This window comes from Micromonospora sp. NPDC005203, from assembly GCF_042872705.1.
Lineage (GTDB): Bacteria > Actinomycetota > Actinomycetes > Mycobacteriales > Micromonosporaceae > Micromonospora.
Map to the genome: position 1 here is coordinate 16,426 of NZ_JBIAKV010000005.1, position 16,931 is coordinate 33,356.

The 16,931-nt window shown below is 72.3% G+C and carries 17 protein-coding genes; 8 read left to right on the forward strand and 9 right to left on the reverse strand.

Going from position 1 to position 16,931, the window contains the following annotated elements; all coding sequences use genetic code 11:
- The first annotated feature begins 131 nt into the window (after nt 1-131).
- Nucleotides 132-2,918: a hypothetical protein gene (locus tag ACFYPM_RS13730; protein WP_387195500.1), complete on the forward strand. Its 2,787-nt coding sequence runs from the start codon at nt 132-134 to the stop codon at nt 2,916-2,918.
- 122 nt (nt 2,919-3,040) lie between these two features.
- Nucleotides 3,041-4,879 carry an NHL domain-containing thioredoxin family protein gene (locus ACFYPM_RS13735; RefSeq protein WP_387195503.1) on the forward strand — a complete coding sequence of 613 codons (1,839 nt, stop codon included), beginning with the start codon at nt 3,041-3,043 and terminating at the stop codon, nt 4,877-4,879.
- A gap of 35 nt (nt 4,880-4,914) precedes the next feature.
- On the opposite strand, the gene ACFYPM_RS13740 is transcribed toward ACFYPM_RS13735, so the two are convergent.
- From ACFYPM_RS13740 to ACFYPM_RS13750, 3 genes are read right to left on the reverse strand one after another with little or no spacing between them, the layout of a single operon-like run.
- Nucleotides 4,915-5,664 (reverse strand): 5-oxoprolinase subunit PxpA, encoded by a 750-nt coding sequence (locus tag ACFYPM_RS13740; protein WP_357571654.1) that lies wholly within the window; start codon nt 5,662-5,664, stop codon nt 4,915-4,917.
- Nucleotides 5,648-6,511: a biotin-dependent carboxyltransferase family protein gene (locus ACFYPM_RS13745; RefSeq protein WP_387195507.1), complete on the reverse strand. Its 864-nt coding sequence runs from the start codon at nt 6,509-6,511 to the stop codon at nt 5,648-5,650. The genes ACFYPM_RS13740 and ACFYPM_RS13745 overlap by 17 nt, the downstream gene beginning before the upstream one ends.
- Entirely contained in the window at nt 6,508-7,221 is a 714-nt protein-coding gene (locus tag ACFYPM_RS13750) for an allophanate hydrolase subunit 1 (RefSeq protein WP_387195510.1), read from the reverse strand. The genes ACFYPM_RS13745 and ACFYPM_RS13750 overlap by 4 nt, the downstream gene beginning before the upstream one ends.
- 107 nt (nt 7,222-7,328) lie before the next feature.
- On the opposite strand from ACFYPM_RS13750, the gene ACFYPM_RS13755 reads away from it, so the two are divergent.
- Nucleotides 7,329-8,006: a hemolysin III family protein gene (locus ACFYPM_RS13755; RefSeq protein ID WP_387195513.1), complete on the forward strand. Its 678-nt coding sequence runs from the start codon at nt 7,329-7,331 to the stop codon at nt 8,004-8,006.
- Between the two features lie 299 nt (nt 8,007-8,305).
- On the opposite strand, the gene ACFYPM_RS13760 is transcribed toward ACFYPM_RS13755, so the two are convergent.
- Complete coding sequence (locus ACFYPM_RS13760) at nt 8,306-8,593, reverse strand: DUF6458 family protein (protein ID WP_387195516.1); 288 nt, start codon at nt 8,591-8,593, stop codon at nt 8,306-8,308.
- Nucleotides 8,594-8,705: 112 nt separating this feature from the next.
- Here ACFYPM_RS13760 and ACFYPM_RS13765 point away from each other — a divergent pair, with 112 nt between their 5' ends.
- A complete protein-coding gene (locus ACFYPM_RS13765) occupies nt 8,706-9,245 on the forward strand; it encodes a SixA phosphatase family protein (protein WP_387195519.1) in 540 nt (179 codons plus the stop codon).
- 46 nt (nt 9,246-9,291) lie between these two features.
- Here the strand turns inward: ACFYPM_RS13765 and ACFYPM_RS13770 are convergent, their stop codons facing one another.
- The 4 genes from ACFYPM_RS13770 to ACFYPM_RS13785 form a co-directional block, all read right to left on the reverse strand.
- Nucleotides 9,292-9,561, reverse strand: a complete 270-nt coding sequence (locus tag ACFYPM_RS13770) for a DUF6458 family protein (RefSeq protein WP_030487564.1) — start codon at nt 9,559-9,561, stop codon at nt 9,292-9,294.
- A 197-nt stretch (nt 9,562-9,758) separates the two neighbouring features.
- On the reverse strand, nt 9,759-11,615 hold the full coding sequence (locus tag ACFYPM_RS13775; protein ID WP_387196391.1) for an acyl-CoA dehydrogenase: 1,857 nt from the start codon (nt 11,613-11,615) through the stop codon (nt 9,759-9,761).
- A gap of 128 nt (nt 11,616-11,743) precedes the next feature.
- On the reverse strand, nt 11,744-12,868 hold the full coding sequence (locus ACFYPM_RS13780; protein WP_387196394.1) for a PP2C family protein-serine/threonine phosphatase: 1,125 nt from the start codon (nt 12,866-12,868) through the stop codon (nt 11,744-11,746).
- Nucleotides 12,869-12,972: 104 nt separating this feature from the next.
- Complete coding sequence (locus ACFYPM_RS13785) at nt 12,973-13,605, reverse strand: septal ring lytic transglycosylase RlpA family protein (RefSeq protein ID WP_387195522.1); 633 nt, start codon at nt 13,603-13,605, stop codon at nt 12,973-12,975.
- Between the two features lie 187 nt (nt 13,606-13,792).
- Here ACFYPM_RS13785 and ACFYPM_RS13790 point away from each other — a divergent pair, with 187 nt between their 5' ends.
- The gene (locus ACFYPM_RS13790; RefSeq protein ID WP_387195525.1) at nt 13,793-14,344 is read left to right on the forward strand and encodes a phosphoribosyltransferase family protein; all 552 of its coding nucleotides are present in this window, start codon (nt 13,793-13,795) and stop codon (nt 14,342-14,344) included.
- 49 nt (nt 14,345-14,393) lie between these two features.
- Nucleotides 14,394-14,825: an ASCH domain-containing protein gene (locus ACFYPM_RS13795; RefSeq protein WP_387195528.1), complete on the forward strand. Its 432-nt coding sequence runs from the start codon at nt 14,394-14,396 to the stop codon at nt 14,823-14,825.
- A gap of 71 nt (nt 14,826-14,896) precedes the next feature.
- Here the strand turns inward: ACFYPM_RS13795 and ACFYPM_RS13800 are convergent, their stop codons facing one another.
- Nucleotides 14,897-15,784: an LLM class flavin-dependent oxidoreductase gene (locus ACFYPM_RS13800; RefSeq protein WP_387195531.1), complete on the reverse strand. Its 888-nt coding sequence runs from the start codon at nt 15,782-15,784 to the stop codon at nt 14,897-14,899.
- A gap of 99 nt (nt 15,785-15,883) precedes the next feature.
- Between ACFYPM_RS13800 and ACFYPM_RS13805 the strand changes: the two genes are divergently transcribed.
- Nucleotides 15,884-16,078 (forward strand): hypothetical protein, encoded by a 195-nt coding sequence (locus ACFYPM_RS13805; protein ID WP_387195534.1) that lies wholly within the window; start codon nt 15,884-15,886, stop codon nt 16,076-16,078.
- 127 nt (nt 16,079-16,205) lie between these two features.
- Entirely contained in the window at nt 16,206-16,910 is a 705-nt protein-coding gene (locus ACFYPM_RS13810; protein ID WP_387195538.1) for a dihydrofolate reductase family protein, read from the forward strand.
- Nucleotides 16,911-16,931 lie beyond the last annotated feature (21 nt).

Here is a 16,931-nt window from a genome sequence, read left to right on the forward strand (position 1 = left end):
CTTGGACGTGCCGTGCCCGCACCCGATACCGTGCGGGGAGCCGGCACAGCGGTACGCCGGTGACGCCGGCAGCCGTGCCGAGGAGACCGATCGGCGCCGGCGAGCCGACATGTGATGGAGGAGGCGCACCCATGACGTCCGAGGGCCCGCACCGCACCGGCCAGGAGCCGGACGAGGTGTCACCGGGCGCCGGCGGACCGGCGCCGTACGGCGACCGCCCGGCGCAGCCGGACAACGGCCACAACGCCGCCGGCCCCGACCTGGGCTGGGCACCCCCGCCACCGGCGCGGCCCGACGCGTCGACGCCGGCATGGGCGACTCAGCCCGAGCAACCGCCGGCCCCCGCCTGGGGTGCCGCCGCTGCCCCACAGCCCACCGACCCGCCGCAGCCCGCCTGGGGTGCCGCCCCCGTGGCGCAGCCCAACGACCCGCCGCAGCCGGCGTGGGCGTCCGGCGGTGGCGTGAGCGAGCCGCCGCAACAGCAGCCGATCGCCTGGCCTGGCAGCGAGGGCGCAGCAGCCCCGGCGCAGCCGGCCTGGGCCGCACCGCAACAGCAGGGCTGGACGCCGGCTGAGCAGAGCACGCCCGCACCCACCTGGACCGCGAACGCCGCCGAGCAGCCCGACTGGGCGCAGGCCCAGCCGCCCGCGCGGGGCGCCGCACAGGTGCCGCCCGCCACCACCGCCTGGCCCGCCCAGGAAGACCCGGCCACCTCCGGTGGCTGGGCTGGCGCGGCGCAGACCAACCCGCCCACCACTGAGTGGCGCGGAGCCGAAGCCCCGCAGGCCGAGCCGCCGCAGGCCACCACCTGGTCCGGCGGTGCCCAGCAGGACGAGGCATCCGGCAGCGGCGGCTGGCCCGCCACCACAGCGGGACGCGACGACCAGCCCGCGTGGACGCCGGCCGAACAGTCGCCGCCGGCCTGGGGTCAGTCCGCCGAACCGGCCGAACCCGCCCCCGGGTGGGGTCAGGCCGCCCAGCCCGCCGCGGCCCGTGGCGCAGCCCAGGTGCCAGCACCGGCGACGAACTGGCCCGGGCAGGACGACCGGGCCCGCTCCGGTGGGTGGGCCGCGCAGCAGCAGGCGCAGCCCGCCGGGTGGGGTGACGGCGACGCGCGGCAGGACCAGCCCGCGCAGCCGGCCGCCTGGGGCGATGCCGAGAGCCGCCCGCAGCAGCCCGACTGGGTGCTCTCACCGCAGGAGCAGCCCGCCGAGCGGCCGGAGCCGGTCGGGTGGACGCCCCCGGAGCAGAGCGCACTGCCCTCGCGTCCCAGCGCGCCCGGTAAGGACGGCCCGTCGGAGGTCGAGCCCTGGGCACCCGGCGAGGTGTGGGGTCGCGCCGAAGCGGAAGCCTCCGCGCAGGCCCGTGGCGGTTGGGAGGCGGACCGGGGCGACGAGGTTCCGGCCTACCAGCCCGGCCCCGCGCCGGGCATCTCACCGGCGAACGCGGTGCCGCTGCCTCCGCAGGAGCAGCGCGTGCCCGGCGCCAGCCTGGCGGCTGCCCCGCCGGCCGACTACGCGCCCCAGGCCGCCCAGTTCCCCCCGATCCCCGAGCAGCCCGCGTACGCCGAGCGGGAGATTCCGGACGCCGCCGCGCAGTACGAGGCGGACCAGGCCGGTTGGGGCCGCGCTGAGGACGTTCCCGCGAGTGGCGCAGTGGTGCCCGCACCGCGTACCTCACCGGAGTCCGGAGCGGGCCGCGCGGTGGTGCCGGTGTCGGACGCCGAGTCGGCAGCCGGCGCGGCGGCCCGGGCCACGGCAAGCGCTTCGGTGCCGCTGGCCAGCCGGGTGATGCCCCCGACCGACCAGGCCATCCGTCCGACCGGCACGGCCACACCACAACCCCGCGTGTACGGCCGGCCGGCCCGACCCGAGCCGGAGAACGAGCCGGAGCCGGAGGCGTTCCCGGCCGACCCGGGTGCCGAGCGCCAGGCCGCCCCGGAGTGGCAGAACGACTCCCCGCACCAGGCCGCACCGGAGTGGGCGAACGAACCGTCCCGCCCGGCCGCACCCGAGTGGGCGAACGAACCGTCCCGGCCGGCCGCACCCGAGTGGGCAAACGAACCGCAGCGCCAGGCCACGCCCGAGTGGCCGAACGACCCGCAGCGGCAGGTCGGCTCCGGCTGGGGCGGCGAATCCGCCGCTGAGCCGCGCTTCGACGACCGGCAGCCCACCCCGAACGCGTTCGGCGAGGCCCAGGCACCGCCGCCGGCGTTCCCGCCCGGCGTGCCGTCGTTCGTCGACGCGCCCGGCAACAACCGGCCGGTGAACGGCACGCGGCCGCACGGCGGCGCCGAGCGGCCAGCCGACCAGTTCGGCGGCCCCGGTTCGCCAGCCGCCGGCACCGCCGCGGTCGGCGGCGCCTCGACCTACGGCGCGCCGAACTTCGGCGCGCCGAACTTCGGCGGACCGGGCTCCGGCGGGCAGGGCTTCGGCGGGCCGGCCATCGACTCGGGGCCGGGCAGCAGCTTCCCGCCAGCCTTCCCGCCACCGCAGCAGCCCGTGCCGTCCTGGGGCCAGGAGCCCGGCAAGTCGGATCACGGTCGGTTCGACGCGTTCAAGCCGGACGCCGAGGAGCCCAAGGCAGAGCTGCCGACACCGAAGGTACGCAACGGTCGGGTGCTGTCCGCCGTACTGATCGCCGCGGTGCTCATCCTGGCGGTGCCGCTCGGCCTGCTGCTGCTCCTCGGGAAGGTCGGCGAGGACGATCCACCGGCCTTCGACCCGGCGGTCGGCAGTTGCGTGAAGCAGTCCGGTCAGGGTGGCGCCTCGGCAGCAACCTGCGGCGAGGCGGGCTCCTTCAGCGTCGTCTCCAAGGTGGACGCGAAGGAGAAGTGCACCGACACGACGCAGCCGCACGTGGTGCTGCCGGGTAGCGGTGCCAACCGGGTGCTCTGCCTCAAGCCGGCCAACAAATAACTCCACCAACGGCGGGGTCACGGGGCAACCGTGACCCCGCCGTCGTCGTACCTCCGCGACGACGACGGGATCTGTCGTCCGGGTCACGGCGGCCGGGACCAGGGCGTGGCAGGCTGACAGGCATGGGAACGACAGCGCGTGTACGTGCGCCCGAGCTGCGGGGCCGCCAGTGGCTCAACACGGGCGGGCGGAACCTGACCTTGCAGGACCTTCGCGGCAAGATCGTGATCGCGGACTTTTGGACGTTCTGCTGCATCAACTGCCTCCACGTTCTGGATGAGCTGCGCCCGCTGGAGGAAAAGTACGGCGACGTGCTCGTCGTGATCGGTGTGCACTCGCCAAAGTTCGAGCACGAGAAGGACGCCGACGCGCTCGTCGCGGCCGTCGAGCGGTACGGGGTGCACCACCCCGTTCTCGACGATCCGGACATGGACATGTGGCAGCAGTACGCGGCCCGTGCCTGGCCGACCCTGTCGGTGATCGATCCCGAGGGTTACGTGGTGGCCAGCATGGCGGGCGAGGGTCACGCCGAGGGGTTGGCCCGGTTGATCGACGAGCTGGTCGCCACCCACGAGGCCAAGGGCACCCTGCACCGGGGTGACGGGCCGTACGTTCCGCCGCCGGCCCCGGAGACGGCGCTGCGCTTCCCGGGTAAGGCGGTGCTGCTGCCGAACGGCAACCTGCTGGTCTCGGACTCGGCCCGACACTCCCTGGTCGAGGTGGCCCCGGACGGCGAGACGCCGGTGCGCCGGATCGGCTCGGGCGAGCGGGGCCGGGCCGACGGGCCGGGTGCCGCGGCGACGTTCTCCGAGCCGCAGGGGGTGTGCCTGCTGCCCACCCATGTCGCCGAGGTCGCCGGCTACGACCTGGTGGTGGCCGACACGGTCAACCACCTGTTGCGGGGCGTACGGCTGGAGTCCGGCGAGGTGGTCACCGTGGCCGGCAGCGGCCGGCAGTGGCGTGCCGAGGTCGACGACCACGCCCACGACGCGCTCGCGGTGGATCTCTCCTCCCCGTGGGATCTGGCCTGGTACGACGACAAACTGATCATTGCGATGGCCGGCATCCACCAGCTCTGGTGGTTCGACCCGATCAAGCGGACCGCGGGCATGTACGCCGGCACCACTGTCGAGGCGCTGCGGGACGGCCCGTTGGCCGAGGCGTGGATGGCGCAGCCGTCGGGGCTGTCCGTCTCCACCGACGGCGCCCGGCTCTGGATCGCCGACAGCGAGACCAGCGCCCTGCGGTACGTGGAAAACGGCGTGCTGGGCACCGCCGTCGGGCAGGGCCTGTTCGACTTCGGGCACGTGGACGGTCCGGCGGAGTCGGCGCTGCTGCAACACCCGCTGGGCGTGTGCGCGTTGCCGGACGGCTCGGTGCTGATCGCGGACACGTACAACGGCGCGGTTCGTCGCTTCGACCCGGCCACCAACCAGGTCTCCACCGTCGCGGAGGGGTTGGCGGAGCCGAGCGACCTGGTGCTCAGCCCGGCCGGCGAGGTGCTGGTGGTGGAGTCCGCCGCGCACCGGCTGACCCGGATCGCCCCGGGTGCCCTGTCGGCGGCGGGTGCCAGCACGGTCGACGGTCCCCGGCACCGTACCGAGCGCAAGCCGACCGACGTCGCGGCCGGTGAGGTCACCCTGGACATCGTCTTCACCCCGGCGCCAGGGCAAAAACTGGACGAGACGTTCGGGCCGTCGACCCGGTTGGTGGTCTCCGCGTCACCGCCGGAACTGCTGGTGGATGGTGCCGGCACGGGCACCGAGCTGACCCGTCGGCTGGTGCTCAACGGCGATGTCACCGCCGGGGTGCTCCAGGTGACCGCTCAGGCGGCGACCTGCGACGCGGACGTCGAACACGCGGCGTGTCACCTGACCCGGCAGGACTGGGGCGTACCGGTCCGGGTCGTCGACGGCGCCGTGACCCGCCTGCCGCTGGTGCTGCGCGGCCTGGACGCCTGAGGTGATCGGAGGGGTCCACCCGGACCCCTCCGATCTCACGCGAAGGGCGCCAGGGTGATGTCGGCGTCGATCAGGCTGGCCCGGACCAGTTCGGCGGCGGAGACCGCTCCCGGGGTGTCGCCGTGCACGCAGATCGAATCGACCGAGCAGGGAATGACCGTGCCGTCCACCGCCACCACGATCCGTTCGGTGGCCATCCGCGCCGCGCGTTCGGCCACCTGCTCCGGGTCGGTGATGACCGCGCCGGGTGTGCCGCGCGGCACCAGCGCCCCGTTGGGCAGGTAGGCACGGTCGGCGAAGGCCTCCGCGACGACCGGCAGGCCCGCGCCGACGGCGAGTTGAGCGAGCATCGAGCCGGGTAGGCAGAGGATGGGCAGCTCAGGGTCGTAGCCGGTGACCGCCGCGACCACCGCCGCCGCCTGGGACTCGTTGGTGCTGGCCGCGTGGTAGAGCGCGCCGTGCGGTTTGAGGTAGCGGACCCGGGTGCCGAACAGCCGGCAGAACGCGTCCAGCGCCCCCACCTGGTAGGTCACCTCGTCGCGCAGCTCGGCGAAGTCGTACGCGATGTGCCGTCGACCGAAGCCGGCCAGGTCCCGGTAGCCGACCTGCGCGCCCACCGCGACCCCGCGTCGCGCGGCGCCCTCGCAGACCCGCCGCATGGTGGACGGGTCGCCACCGTGGAAGCCGCAGGCGACGTTGGCGGAGGTGACGAGGCTCAGCAGCGCCTCGTCGTCGCCGAGACGCCAGATGCCGAATCCCTCGCCCAGGTCAGCGTTGAGGTCCATGGAATCTGACGGTAGTACCTGGCCGGGCCTGCGCGAGCGGGGTCACGTCGGTGACCACCCCGATGACGGGGTATCCACCGGTGGTCGGATGGTCGGCGAGGAAGATCAGCGGCTGTCCGTTCGCGGGCACCTGCACCGCGCCGAGCACGATGCCCTCGCTTGGCAGTTCCCCGGCCACCGCGCGGGGCAGGGCGGCGCCGGCAAGCCGCGCGCCGACCCGGTTGCTCACCGGGCTGACGGTGTACGAGGTGCCGAACAGCCGGTCGAACGCGGTAGGCGTGAACCAGTCCTCCCGAGGACCGGGACCCACCATCAGGTGCAGCTCCGACTCCGCCGCGGAGCAGACGGTCACGTCCACCGGCGCGGGTGGGCCGGGTGGCTCGCCGAGGGGCAGCCGGTCGCCATCGCGCAAGGGAGCCGGGCCGAGCCCGGACAGGGTGTCGGTGGCCCGACTGCCGAGCACCGGCGACACGTCGATGCCACCCGCCACCGCCAACCAACTCCGTACGCCCCGACGGGCCGGGCCGATCCGCAGCACCGTCCCGGCCGGCACGGTGAGCGGTCGTCCGGTGTCACCGGGCCGATCGCCCGCCTGGACCGTCACCTCGGCCCCGGTGACCGCCACCGTGGTGGCCCGGGTCAGCCGCACCGTGCAACCGGACAGGGTGACCTCCAGGCCGGCGGCGTGCTCCGGGTTGCCGACCAGCCGGTTGGCCAGCCGCAGAGCAGCCGGGTCGAGGGCACCGGAGCGGGGTACGCCCAGGTGCGCCCAACCGGGCCGGCCCAGATCCTGCACGGTGGTGAGCGCGCCGGCGCGAAGGACCTCGACGGCGGCCGGACGGGTCATGCCGCCACCATCCGCACCCGGGCGCCGGGTCCGAGTCGGGCCGGCGGGTCGGCGTACACGTCGAAGAGCACCAGCTCGGTCCGGCCGACCAGCAGCCAACCTCCGGGGGACGCGCTCGGGTAGATGCCGGCGTACGGGCCGGCCAGGGCGACCGACCCGGGCGGCACCCGGGGGCGAGGGGTGGCCAGCCGGGGCAACGCCAGCTCGGCGGGGAGCCCGGTCAGGTAGGGGAACCCGGGGGCGAAACCGCAGAATGCGACCCGGAACCGGGTGCCGGTCAGCCGGCGCAGCACGGCGGGCACGTCCCCGCCCCAGTGCGCGGCCACCACCGGCAGGTCCGGCCCGTCGAACTCGACTGGAACGATGACCTCCGCACCGCCGGCGCGGTTGTCGGTGCCAGGTTCGATGTCGGCGCTGTCGTCGGCGCTGCACTCGATGGCGCCGCGCTCGTCGGCGGCGTTGGGACGGGCGGCACGGGGGACATCGGCAGCCCACCGGGTCAGCTGCTCGATCGTGACGGCCGGGTCGGGCAGCCCGTCGAGCAGGACCGTGCTGGCCGCTGGCACGATCTCCACGGCGGTCAGGTCACCCCGCTCCCGACGCCGCCACAGCTCGGCGCGCCACGCTTCCACGAGCGCGGCTTCGGACGTGCCGGCGGGGGCGGTGCAGTCGAGTAGCAGGGCGTGCGCCCCGACCTGTCGGATCCGCATCCGCTCATCTTCGCCGATGTCGTGCCGGTACGGAGTTCACGAGGGCGGTGCCCGGCGTCACCAATACCACTACTTGCAAGTAACCTACGGTGCCGTAACCTGACTGCGTGAGTACCTCCGCCCCGCTTCGCCTGAAGCCGGTCGACATCGGTAAGCCCCGGATGCGCGGCTGGCTGCACACGTACGCCTTCTTCGTGGCCCTGATCTGCGGCGTCGTGCTGTGCTCGATCGCCGCGACCCGGCCGGGGTGGGCACCCCTGGTCAGCTGCCTGATCTACAGCGTCACGGTGTGCGGGCTCTTCGGCACCAGCGCGCTCTACCACCGTCGGGTGTGGTCGGAGCGCGGCTACCAGGTGATGCGCCGGATGGACCATTCGATGATCTTCGTGTTCATCGCCGGCACGTACACGCCTCTCTGCACGATGCTGCTCACGCCCCGGCCGGCCACGGTGATGCTGGCCCTGGTCTGGTGCGGTGCGCTGGCCGGTGTGGCAGTCAAGGTGGTGTGGCCGCACGCGCCACGCTGGGTGTCCGCGCCGCTCTACCTGGCGCTGGGCTGGGTGGCCGTGGCCATGTTGCCGGACATCCTGCACGGCGGCGGCGTCGCGGCACTGGTGCTGCTGATCGCCGGCGGCGCGATCTACAGCATCGGCGCGGTCTTCTACGCGCTGCGCCGGCCCAACCCGTGGCCGACCGTCTTCGGTCACCACGAGTTCTTCCACGCCTGCACGCTGCTGGCGGCACTCTGCCACCACATCGCGATCTACTTCGCGCTGTTCGCCTGACCCAGACGCCCCGGCCAAAACGCCACGGCTGACTGTCGTGGCTTGTAGATCATGACGCGTCGAGCAGGACAATCGCGCCGATCTTGCACTTCCTGTCGCCGATTAAATTGGGAATGCACCTTATGTCGGGGCAGAAAGTGCAAGATCGCGATGCAGGATCGGTTGACGAACAGTCATTCCGCCTCACGGCGTTGATGTCCTGGATCGAGCACGATTCCCTCCGCGCACGCACGCGTTGGGGTCGAGACGCGAGCCGGGGTCCCGCGACGCTGCGGGACCCCGGAGTTCGTGAGCGAGGATCAGACTGGCCGGCCCGGCCGACGCACCTCGCGGTACTCCTGCACGACCTGGTTGTCCTGGACCGGCACGACCCGCTCGGCCACCACGTGCTCTTCGCGGACCGGCGCGGCGACCACGGTGCGACGGCGGCTGCTCCAGAAGTAGAGGGTGGTGATCAGGCCGGCGACACCGGCCAACATCAGCACCCAGCCGACCACGGACAGGTCCAGCCAGCCCAGATCGGCTTCCACGGCGAATGCGAGGATCGCGCCCAGCGCGATCAAGAAGATGCTGCCACCAATGCCCATGTCTCGCTCCTCGGCTCTAACCTGGCGTACGACGCGCCGCGGCCGTCGGTAGGGGTGCGGCATCCATCGACTTACCCAGGCACGGAGATCGCCAATCGGGCAAGCTGGGGGCATGACGGACGCCGACTCCGAGACGCGGACACTTGTGTTGCTCCGGCACGCGAAGGCCGAGCAGGGCAGTGACGCGGCCGATGATGCCCAGCGCCCGCTCAGTGCCCGCGGGACCGCCGACGCGGCAGCGGCTGGCGCCTGGTTGGCGCACCACGGGTTGCTGCCCGACGTGGTGATCTGCTCGACGGCGAGACGTACCCGGCAGACCTGGCACGGCGTGGCGATGGGGATGACCGGCACACCGCCGGAGGGCGGCCCGACCGGTCCCCGGCCGACGGTGCGTTACGAGCCCGGCGCGTACGACGCCCATCCGGAGGAGTTGTTGGCGCTGGTCCGCACGGTTGACGAGGCGGCCGGCACGGCACTGTTGATTGCCCACAACCCGGGCATCTCCCTGCTCGCGGCCCTTCTCGACCCGGAGGGTGCGTCCGACGAGGGGTTACGGACCGCCGAACTGTCGGTGCACCGTGGCCGGTTCACCTGGGCGGAGTTGGGGCGGGCGGGAGCGCCGATCACGGCACGGCACATCGCACGCAGCTGAGCCACCCGTCGATCAGCGACAGGTGGCTCAGGGGCACGTCCCGGCGTCAGGACGGCGGCGCGGTTGGTGGCGGTGGGTCTGGCGGTGGCGGCATCATCGCCGTCGGATGGGAGAGCCGGTTCTCCTCCACGATGAGGGTCCGGGCCCGCTTGCGTCGGTCCTGCCAGAACCAGACCGTGGTCAGCAGTACGGCCAGCCCGGCCAGGATGAACACCCAGCCGACCGCCCGTACGTCGATCCACCAGACGTTGGCTCTCAGCGCGAAGGTCAGGATCGCGCCGATCGCGATGAGAAAAATGCCGCTTCCTACACCCATGTGCGCTGCACTCCCCCGTGCGGTGGCTCTGGGCGTTCCCTTTCGAGGTCACGCGACGGTTACCCGCCACGCCAGCGGCATACCCGACCGGCCCCGCCCAATACGCGGCGACGGCCGGCGGGCCAGCGCCCCGCCGGCCGTCGGTGTGTCCGGTCCCGGGTGGTGCGACCCGGAAGGTCAGCCGTGCCGTGGCACGGTCAGAAGGCCTCCTCCGGGAGGTCCATGATGTCGAGGTCGGTGCTCTCGATGATCCGTCGATCGGCGCCGATGCGGGGCAGCACCTCGCGGGCGAAGAAACGGGCGGCGGCCACCTTACCGGTGTAGAACGCCTTGTCGCTGGCGGTGACCTCGCCGGCCAGCGCCTTCAGCGCCACCTCGGCCTGCCGCTGGAGCAGCCAGCCGACCACCAGGTCGCCGATCGCGAGCAGGAAGCGCCGGCTGCTCAGCCCGACCTTGTAGAGCGCGCGGGTGTCGCCACCCTGCGCCTCGCCCAGCCAGCCGGTCAGCACACCGAGGATGGTCTGCACCTCGACGAGCGCCTTGCCGAGCGCCTGTCGCTCCTCCTTGAGCTGACCGTTGCCCGCCTCGGAGGAGATGAACTCCTGGATCTCGCCGGCGACCGCCATCAGCGCCTTGCCGTTGTCCCGGACGATCTTGCGGAAGATCAGGTCCAGGCTCTGGATGGCGGTGGTGCCCTCGTACAGGGTGTCGATCTTGGCGTCGCGGACGTACTGCTCCAGCGGGTAGTCCTGGAGGAACCCGGAGCCGCCGAAGGTCTGCAGGGCCTCGTGCCCGAGCATCTCGTAAGCCCGCTCCGAACCGACGCCCTTGACCAGCGGCAACAGCAGGTCGTTGACCCGCTTGGCCAGCTTGGTGGTCTTCTCGTCGCCGGCGGCCTCGGCGATGGCGACCTTGTCCTGCCAGGTGGCGGTGTAGAGGACAAGGGCACGAAGACCCTCGGCGTACGACTTCTGCAGCAGCAGCGAGCGGCGGACGTCCGGGTGGTGGGTGATGGTGACCCGCGGGGCGGTCTTGTCCGCCTGCTGGATCAGGTCGGCGCCCTGCACCCGGCTCTTCGCGTACTCCAGGGCGTTGAGGTAGCCGGTGGAGAGGGTGGCGATGGCCTTGGTGCCGACAAGCATCCGGGCGTACTCGATGATCATGAACATCTGCCGGATGCCGTCGTGCCTGTCGCCCAGCAGCCAGCCCTGGGCCGGTACGCCGTGCTCGCCGAAGGTCAGCTCGCAGGTGTTGGAGACCTTCAGGCCCATCTTGTGCTCGACGTTCGTGGTGTAGACGCCGTTGCGCTCACCCAGCTCGCCGGTGGTCTCGTCGAAGTGGAACTTCGGCACCACGAAGAGCGACAGGCCCTTGGTGCCGGGGCCACCGACGCCCTCCACGCCGACCGGGCGGGCCAGCACGTAGTGCACGATGTTGTCGCTCAGGTCGTGCTCGCCCGAGGTGATGAAGCGCTTCACGCCCTCGATGTGCCAGGAGCCGTCGGGCTGCTGGGTCGCGCGGGCGCGGCCGGCGCCCACGTCCGAGCCGGCGTCCGGCTCGGTGAGGACCATCGTCGAGCCCCACTGCCTGTCGATGAAGAGCTTGGCCCACTTCTTCTGCCGCTCGGTGCCCTCGACGTGCAGCACGTGCGCGAAGGACGGGCCGGAGGCGTACATCCAGATCGGGGCGTTCGAGCCGAGCACCAGCTCGGCCATCGCCCACCAGAGGGCGCGCGGCGCGTTCGTCCCGCCCAGAGCCGGCGGGAGGTCGAGCCGCCAGAACTCGGAGTCCATGAACGCCTGGTAGGACCTCTTGAACGACGCCGGCAGCGGCGCGCTGTGCGTGGCCGGGTCGAACACCGGCGGGTTGCGGTCACTGTCGGTGTAGCTGGCGGCCAGGTCCTCGCGCGCGAGGCGGTCGAGCTCGGCGAGGAAGCTGCGGGCGGTGTCAGTGTCGAGATCCGAGTACGGCTCCTGGCCGAACGACCGGTCGGCACCGAAGACCTCGAACAGGTTGAACTCAAGGTCCCGCAGGTTGCTCTTGTAGTGGGTCATGCTCACTGGCCCCGCTTCCGGACAGGTGTTACCGATCAGTAACCCTGACTGTATTACTCGCGGGTAGGCAGCGACAAGCGGATCACCCAAGTGACAGCGATTACACAGAACTCCGTAACCCAGCCCGGTCAGCTCTCGGCGGCGCCGACCTCCCAACTCGGGACGGCCGCCGCCGCGCCGGCACGGGCACCGACGTACTCCATCAGGACCAGGGCGATGTCGTCGTCGAGGTGGCCGTGCACCCACTCGATCAGGGCGGTTTCCAGGGAGGCCAACCCGTCGGCGACCGTGCCGTGACCGAGCAGCCGCCAGGCGCGGTCGGCGGTGGGGAAGAACTCACCATCCCGCCGCGCCTCGCCGAGGCCGTCGGTGAACAGCAGCAGCCGGTCTCCCGGCTCCAGGCGCTCGACCCGGGGGCGGACCACCGGCATGAACCCGAGCGGGGGTGCCGGCGCCGGCGGTTCCAGCGGGATCACCGCACCCCGGCGCAGCAGCAGCGGCGCCGGATGCCCGCAGTTGACGATGGTGAGCGTGCCACCGCGCTCCTCGACGAGTGCCGCGGTCACGAAGTCCTCGTCGCCGACGTTGCGGGCCACCGCGCGGTCCAGGTCGGCGACGACGGCGCGCAGGTCGGCACGCTCGTAGGCCACATGCCGGTAGGAGCCGAGCACGATGCTCGCCAGCCGAACCGCGTCCAGGCCCTTGCCGCGCACGTCACCGATGATCATGCGGACGCCGTAGGGCGTGTCGATCGCCTCGTACAGGTCACCACCGATCTCGGCAGTCGCGGTGGAGGAGATGTAGCGTCCCGCGACCGAGAGCGTCCCGACCTGTGGCCCGAGTGGACGCAGCACCGCCTGCTGGGCCACCGAGGCGAGCTTGGTCAGCTCGACGATCTGCTCCGCCTGCCGCTGCCGGACCGACGCCACCGCCACGGCCAGTCCGGTGACGACCGCGACCGCGACCACGCTGACCGGAGTGATCATTGACATCTTCGGCTCGGTCAGGGCGAAGCCGGCCCCGGTCAGGGTCGCCACGACACCCACACCCAGCACCACCGGCCACGACGCCACGGCGGCGGCCAGCAACGGTACGGCCGACAACAGCGCGACGTAGTGGGCGAAACGGCCGTCCGCCGCCTCCACCGCCGACACGATCGCGAGCAGGACAAGGGCCGCGCCGAGGCCGGCGCGGGATCCGGGGCTCAGCGGGCGACGGCCCGACTGGAGGAGTCGCGTGGGTACGACTGACAGTTTGCCTGATCCACGTGAACCGGTGAATGAACCTGACCCGTCGTCCGAGAAGGTTCTGTCCGGCCGGCCCAGTGGACAGGCCGAATCGGCGCGACCCGAGCCGGTCAGCCGAGGACCTCGTAGCGGACGGTGAGCGCGCCCACGTCGACCGAGGCGATGGTGGCGAACGCCGCCCGGGAGAGGTCGAGGCAGCGGCCGTCGATGAACGGGCCACGGTCGTTGATCCGCACCACGACCGACTTGCCGTTGGCCGGGTTGGTCACCCGGACCTTGGTGTTGAACGGCAGCGTCTTGTGCGCGGCGGTCAGCGCGCTCGGGTTGAACGACTCACCGTTAGCCGTCAACTGCCCGTCGGAGTAGAACGACGCGCCACACGAGCCGCTCTCCACCACCTTCGGCGCCGGGGTGGTCTTCTTCGCGGTCGGCTTGGGCTTCGGCGGCGCGGTACGGGCCTTGCCCCGGGAGGCCGCCTGCTGCGACCGGATGGCCGACGGGCTGGCGGACACGCTCGGCGAAGGGCTGGCGGTCGGGGAGGCGGCCGGGGAACTGGGGGTGAGGCTGCTCGCCGCGGTGGTCGGGGTGAAGTCGAGGGTCGTCTGCCCCGACTGAGCGGAGTCGGAGGTCAACTGAACGGCACCGACCGTGCCCCCGACCGCGAGGGCGACGCCGACCGCCGCGGTGGCCACGATGCCCGCCGGGGAGGAGAAGATGCGGGTACGGGAGTGCTTGGCTGCCACCGGCCCGGTCCTTTCGTCGTCTGAACAAACCGGGTCGGACCGTAACGAGAGAAGCACTTCCGACGTCAACGTGATCATGGCGGTATGCCCGTATTTGCACAGGTACGTGTAGCCGATCATCCGACCCCGGGTGGGCCGGCCGGCCCGGGTGCCGACGTCCCGGCCCCGGGTGTCGCAGGATGAGCGGATGCCCGCCGACCTGACCGCACGCCTGGCCACCCTGTTCCAGTGGGTCGACCCCGGGCCGGGCACCAGCCACCTGGTCAGCGACATCTCCGGCTGGTGGCGGGACCCGACGGTGCTGGCGGAGCTGGGACCGGCCCTGGTCGCGCCGTACCGGTCCGCCCGGCCGACGGTGGTGCTCGCCCCGGCGGTCACCGGGTTGCTGCTCGGGCCGCTGGCCGCCACCGCCCTCGGGGTCGGCTTCGTGGCCGCCCACAAGCCCGCCGACGGGCGGTTACCGGCCGGACCGCTCACCTGGGCGCAGAGCCCGCCGGACTACCGGGGCCGGCGGGTCGACCTGGCCGTACGGGACCGACACCTCGGCCCCGGCGACCGGGTCCTGGTGGTCGACGACTGGGTGCGTACCGGCGCTCAACTCCACGCCCTGTACGACATCTGCGCCGCGCGCGGCGCCGAGGTGCTGGGCACCGCCGTGGTGGCGGTCGACTGCCCACCGGAGGTCGCGGCTGAGCTGCGCGTCACCGGCCTGATCAACGCGGCCGATCTGCCCATCTGACGGCGTATTGCGGCGGCGGTACGGGGCGCACTGGCCTAGCCTCGGCAGGATGTGGCCTCGGATCGGTGGACTGCGCACCCTCGCCCTCGGCACTCCCGGTGAGCTGCGGACGACCCTCAACACCCTGGTACTCGCCGGCGTGAAGACCGCGACGGCCGGACGGCTCGCCTACTACGCCGAAGAAGGCGAGGAGTTGGAGCACGTCGGCGAACGGCTGGCGCTTGTCGACGACGACGACGCGTTGGCCGGTGTGGTGGAGGTCACCGGGCTGGAGGTGGTCCGCCTCGCGGACGTGTCCTGGGACTTCGCCCACTCCGAGGGCGAGGGTGACCGGTCGATCGAGGAGTGGCGGGCCGGGCACTCGGCCTACTGGGCGCGGCTCGGCACCCCGGTCGACGACGACACCCCGATCGTCTGCGTCCGCCTGCGGCTGGTCTCCGGCGGGGAGGGCGGCGTGGCCAGCGGCGACCTCGGCACCTGAGTTGGTCGCGTCGGCAGAGCGGGCACGGCCCGGGCGCCTCCGCTGGCGCGGTCCCTACTGGGGACGCGTGTTCAGCCGCGCAACTGCGGGAGCAGTCGGGTCGCCACGTCCGCCAGGACGGCCTCGTCGCCCGCGTGCCAACTGCTGGCCCGCGGCCAGTGCGCCACCACGTCGGTGAAGCCGAGGTCGGCGGCCCGGCCGACCTGATCGGCGAAGAACTGCGCGCTGCTGAGCGAGAAGACCGGTGCGGCGTCCAGCGAGAGATAACGGTCCAGGGTTGCCGGATCGCGGCCGGCCTCGTCCAACGTCCGGTCCATCCGCGCGGACAGGGCGGCCACGCTGTCCCACCAGCCGGCCAGGTCCATGTCGTCACCGGTGCCGGTGGTCACCCAGCCCTGGCCGAAGCGGGCCACCAGCCGCATCGACCGTGGCCCGTTGGCGGCCACCACGAACGGCACCCGGGGCTGCTGCACGCAGCCGGGGTTGTTGCGGGCGTCCACGGCGGCGAACCAGTCACCACGCCAGGTGGTGCCGTCCTCGCGGAGGATCAGATCCAGCAGCTCGGTGAACTCGGCGAACCGTTCGACCCGCTGGCGTGGCGGCAGCGTCTCGCCGCCCAGCACCGCCGAGTCGAAACCGATGCCGCCCGCGCCCAGGCCGAGGACCAACCGACCAGCGGAGACGTCATCCACGGTGGTGATCTGCCGGACGAACGCGGCCGGGTGCCGGAAGTTCGGCGACGCGACGAGGGTGCCCAGCCGGATGCGGGACGTTACCGTGGCGGCGGCGGTCAGCGTGGCCATCGAGTCGAACCACGGGCCGTCGACGAGGTCCCGCCAGCCCAGGTGGTCGTACGTCCAGGCGTGGTCGAAGCCCCACTCGTCGACCTGCCGCCAGCGATGCCGCGACTCCGCCCACCGCTGGTCCGGCAGAATCACGATGCCTATCCTCATGATCACCAGCCTAGTCGTGCCCGCCGGAGCTGCCCTGACATCGCGCTCGGTATCCGGCGACCTCGCAGGGCACCGCGTGGCGCTGGTTCCCGCTACCGTTCCGGCGTGGACCTACCGGCGCAGCGGGTCGAGACCGTACGAGCACTCGGCACGGTGTCGCTGGTGGCCGGGTTCATGACCTCGCTCATCACCATGGCGTCCGACTACAGCGGGCTTGATCCGCACATCCTCGCCACCTTCCTCATCCTGACCGGCCTCGGTCTGCGGATCGAGGCGGCGATCCTCAACCGCAGGTCGTAGCCGTCCCGGCCGGAGCAACGGGTGACGCGTGTCACACTCCGGCTCGGTAGGGCGCCGGCGTTCGGCTCCGACCCCTCGGGGAGCGACACCCGAGTCGAGGTGTCAGCCGAGGAGAGGACCAGGCGCGATGACGAAGGTGACCGCACAACTGTCCGTGTCGATGGACGGCTTCTACGCCGGCCCACAGTTCGACGGGAACGGCAACTGGATGGACTCGGCGGAGAGCGCGGGGTTCTTCCGGGTGACCCGCTGGGCGACCGAGGTGGCGGCGTGGCGGGAACGACAGGGCTTCGCCGGCGGGGAGCGGGACGCCAACTCCGAGGTCGTCGCCGAGTCGTTCGGAGCCGCCGGGGCGTACGTGATGGGGCGCCGGATGGCCGACGGCGGTGAGGTGCCCTGGGGCGAGGAGCCGCCGTTTCGCGCGCCGGTCTTCGTCGTCACGCACCGCCCCCGTCCGACTCTGCTGCGCGGTGGAGGCACCAGCTTCACCTACGTCACCGAGGGCGTGGCCAGCGCCGTCGAGCAGGCGCGCGCCGCGGCCGGCGGTAAGAACGTCGCCGTGGCCGGAGGCGGCGCCCTGGTGCGGCAGGTGCTCGGGGCGGGCCTGCTCGACGAGTTGGAGCTGCACGTCGTACCCGTCGTTCTCGGCACCGGACTCCGGCTGTTCGACGCGGACCTCGACCTCGGCGAGAAGGAGGCGATCGAACTGACGCCAACCCGGGTCATCCACACGCCGCAGGTCACCCACATCCGGTACGAGGTGAACGGTCGGGCGCCCCTCGTGCTCGACGATCGGGGCAGCGGCGGTGGCCCGACGGCGACCACCAACTGAATCCGACACGTCGAACCGAGA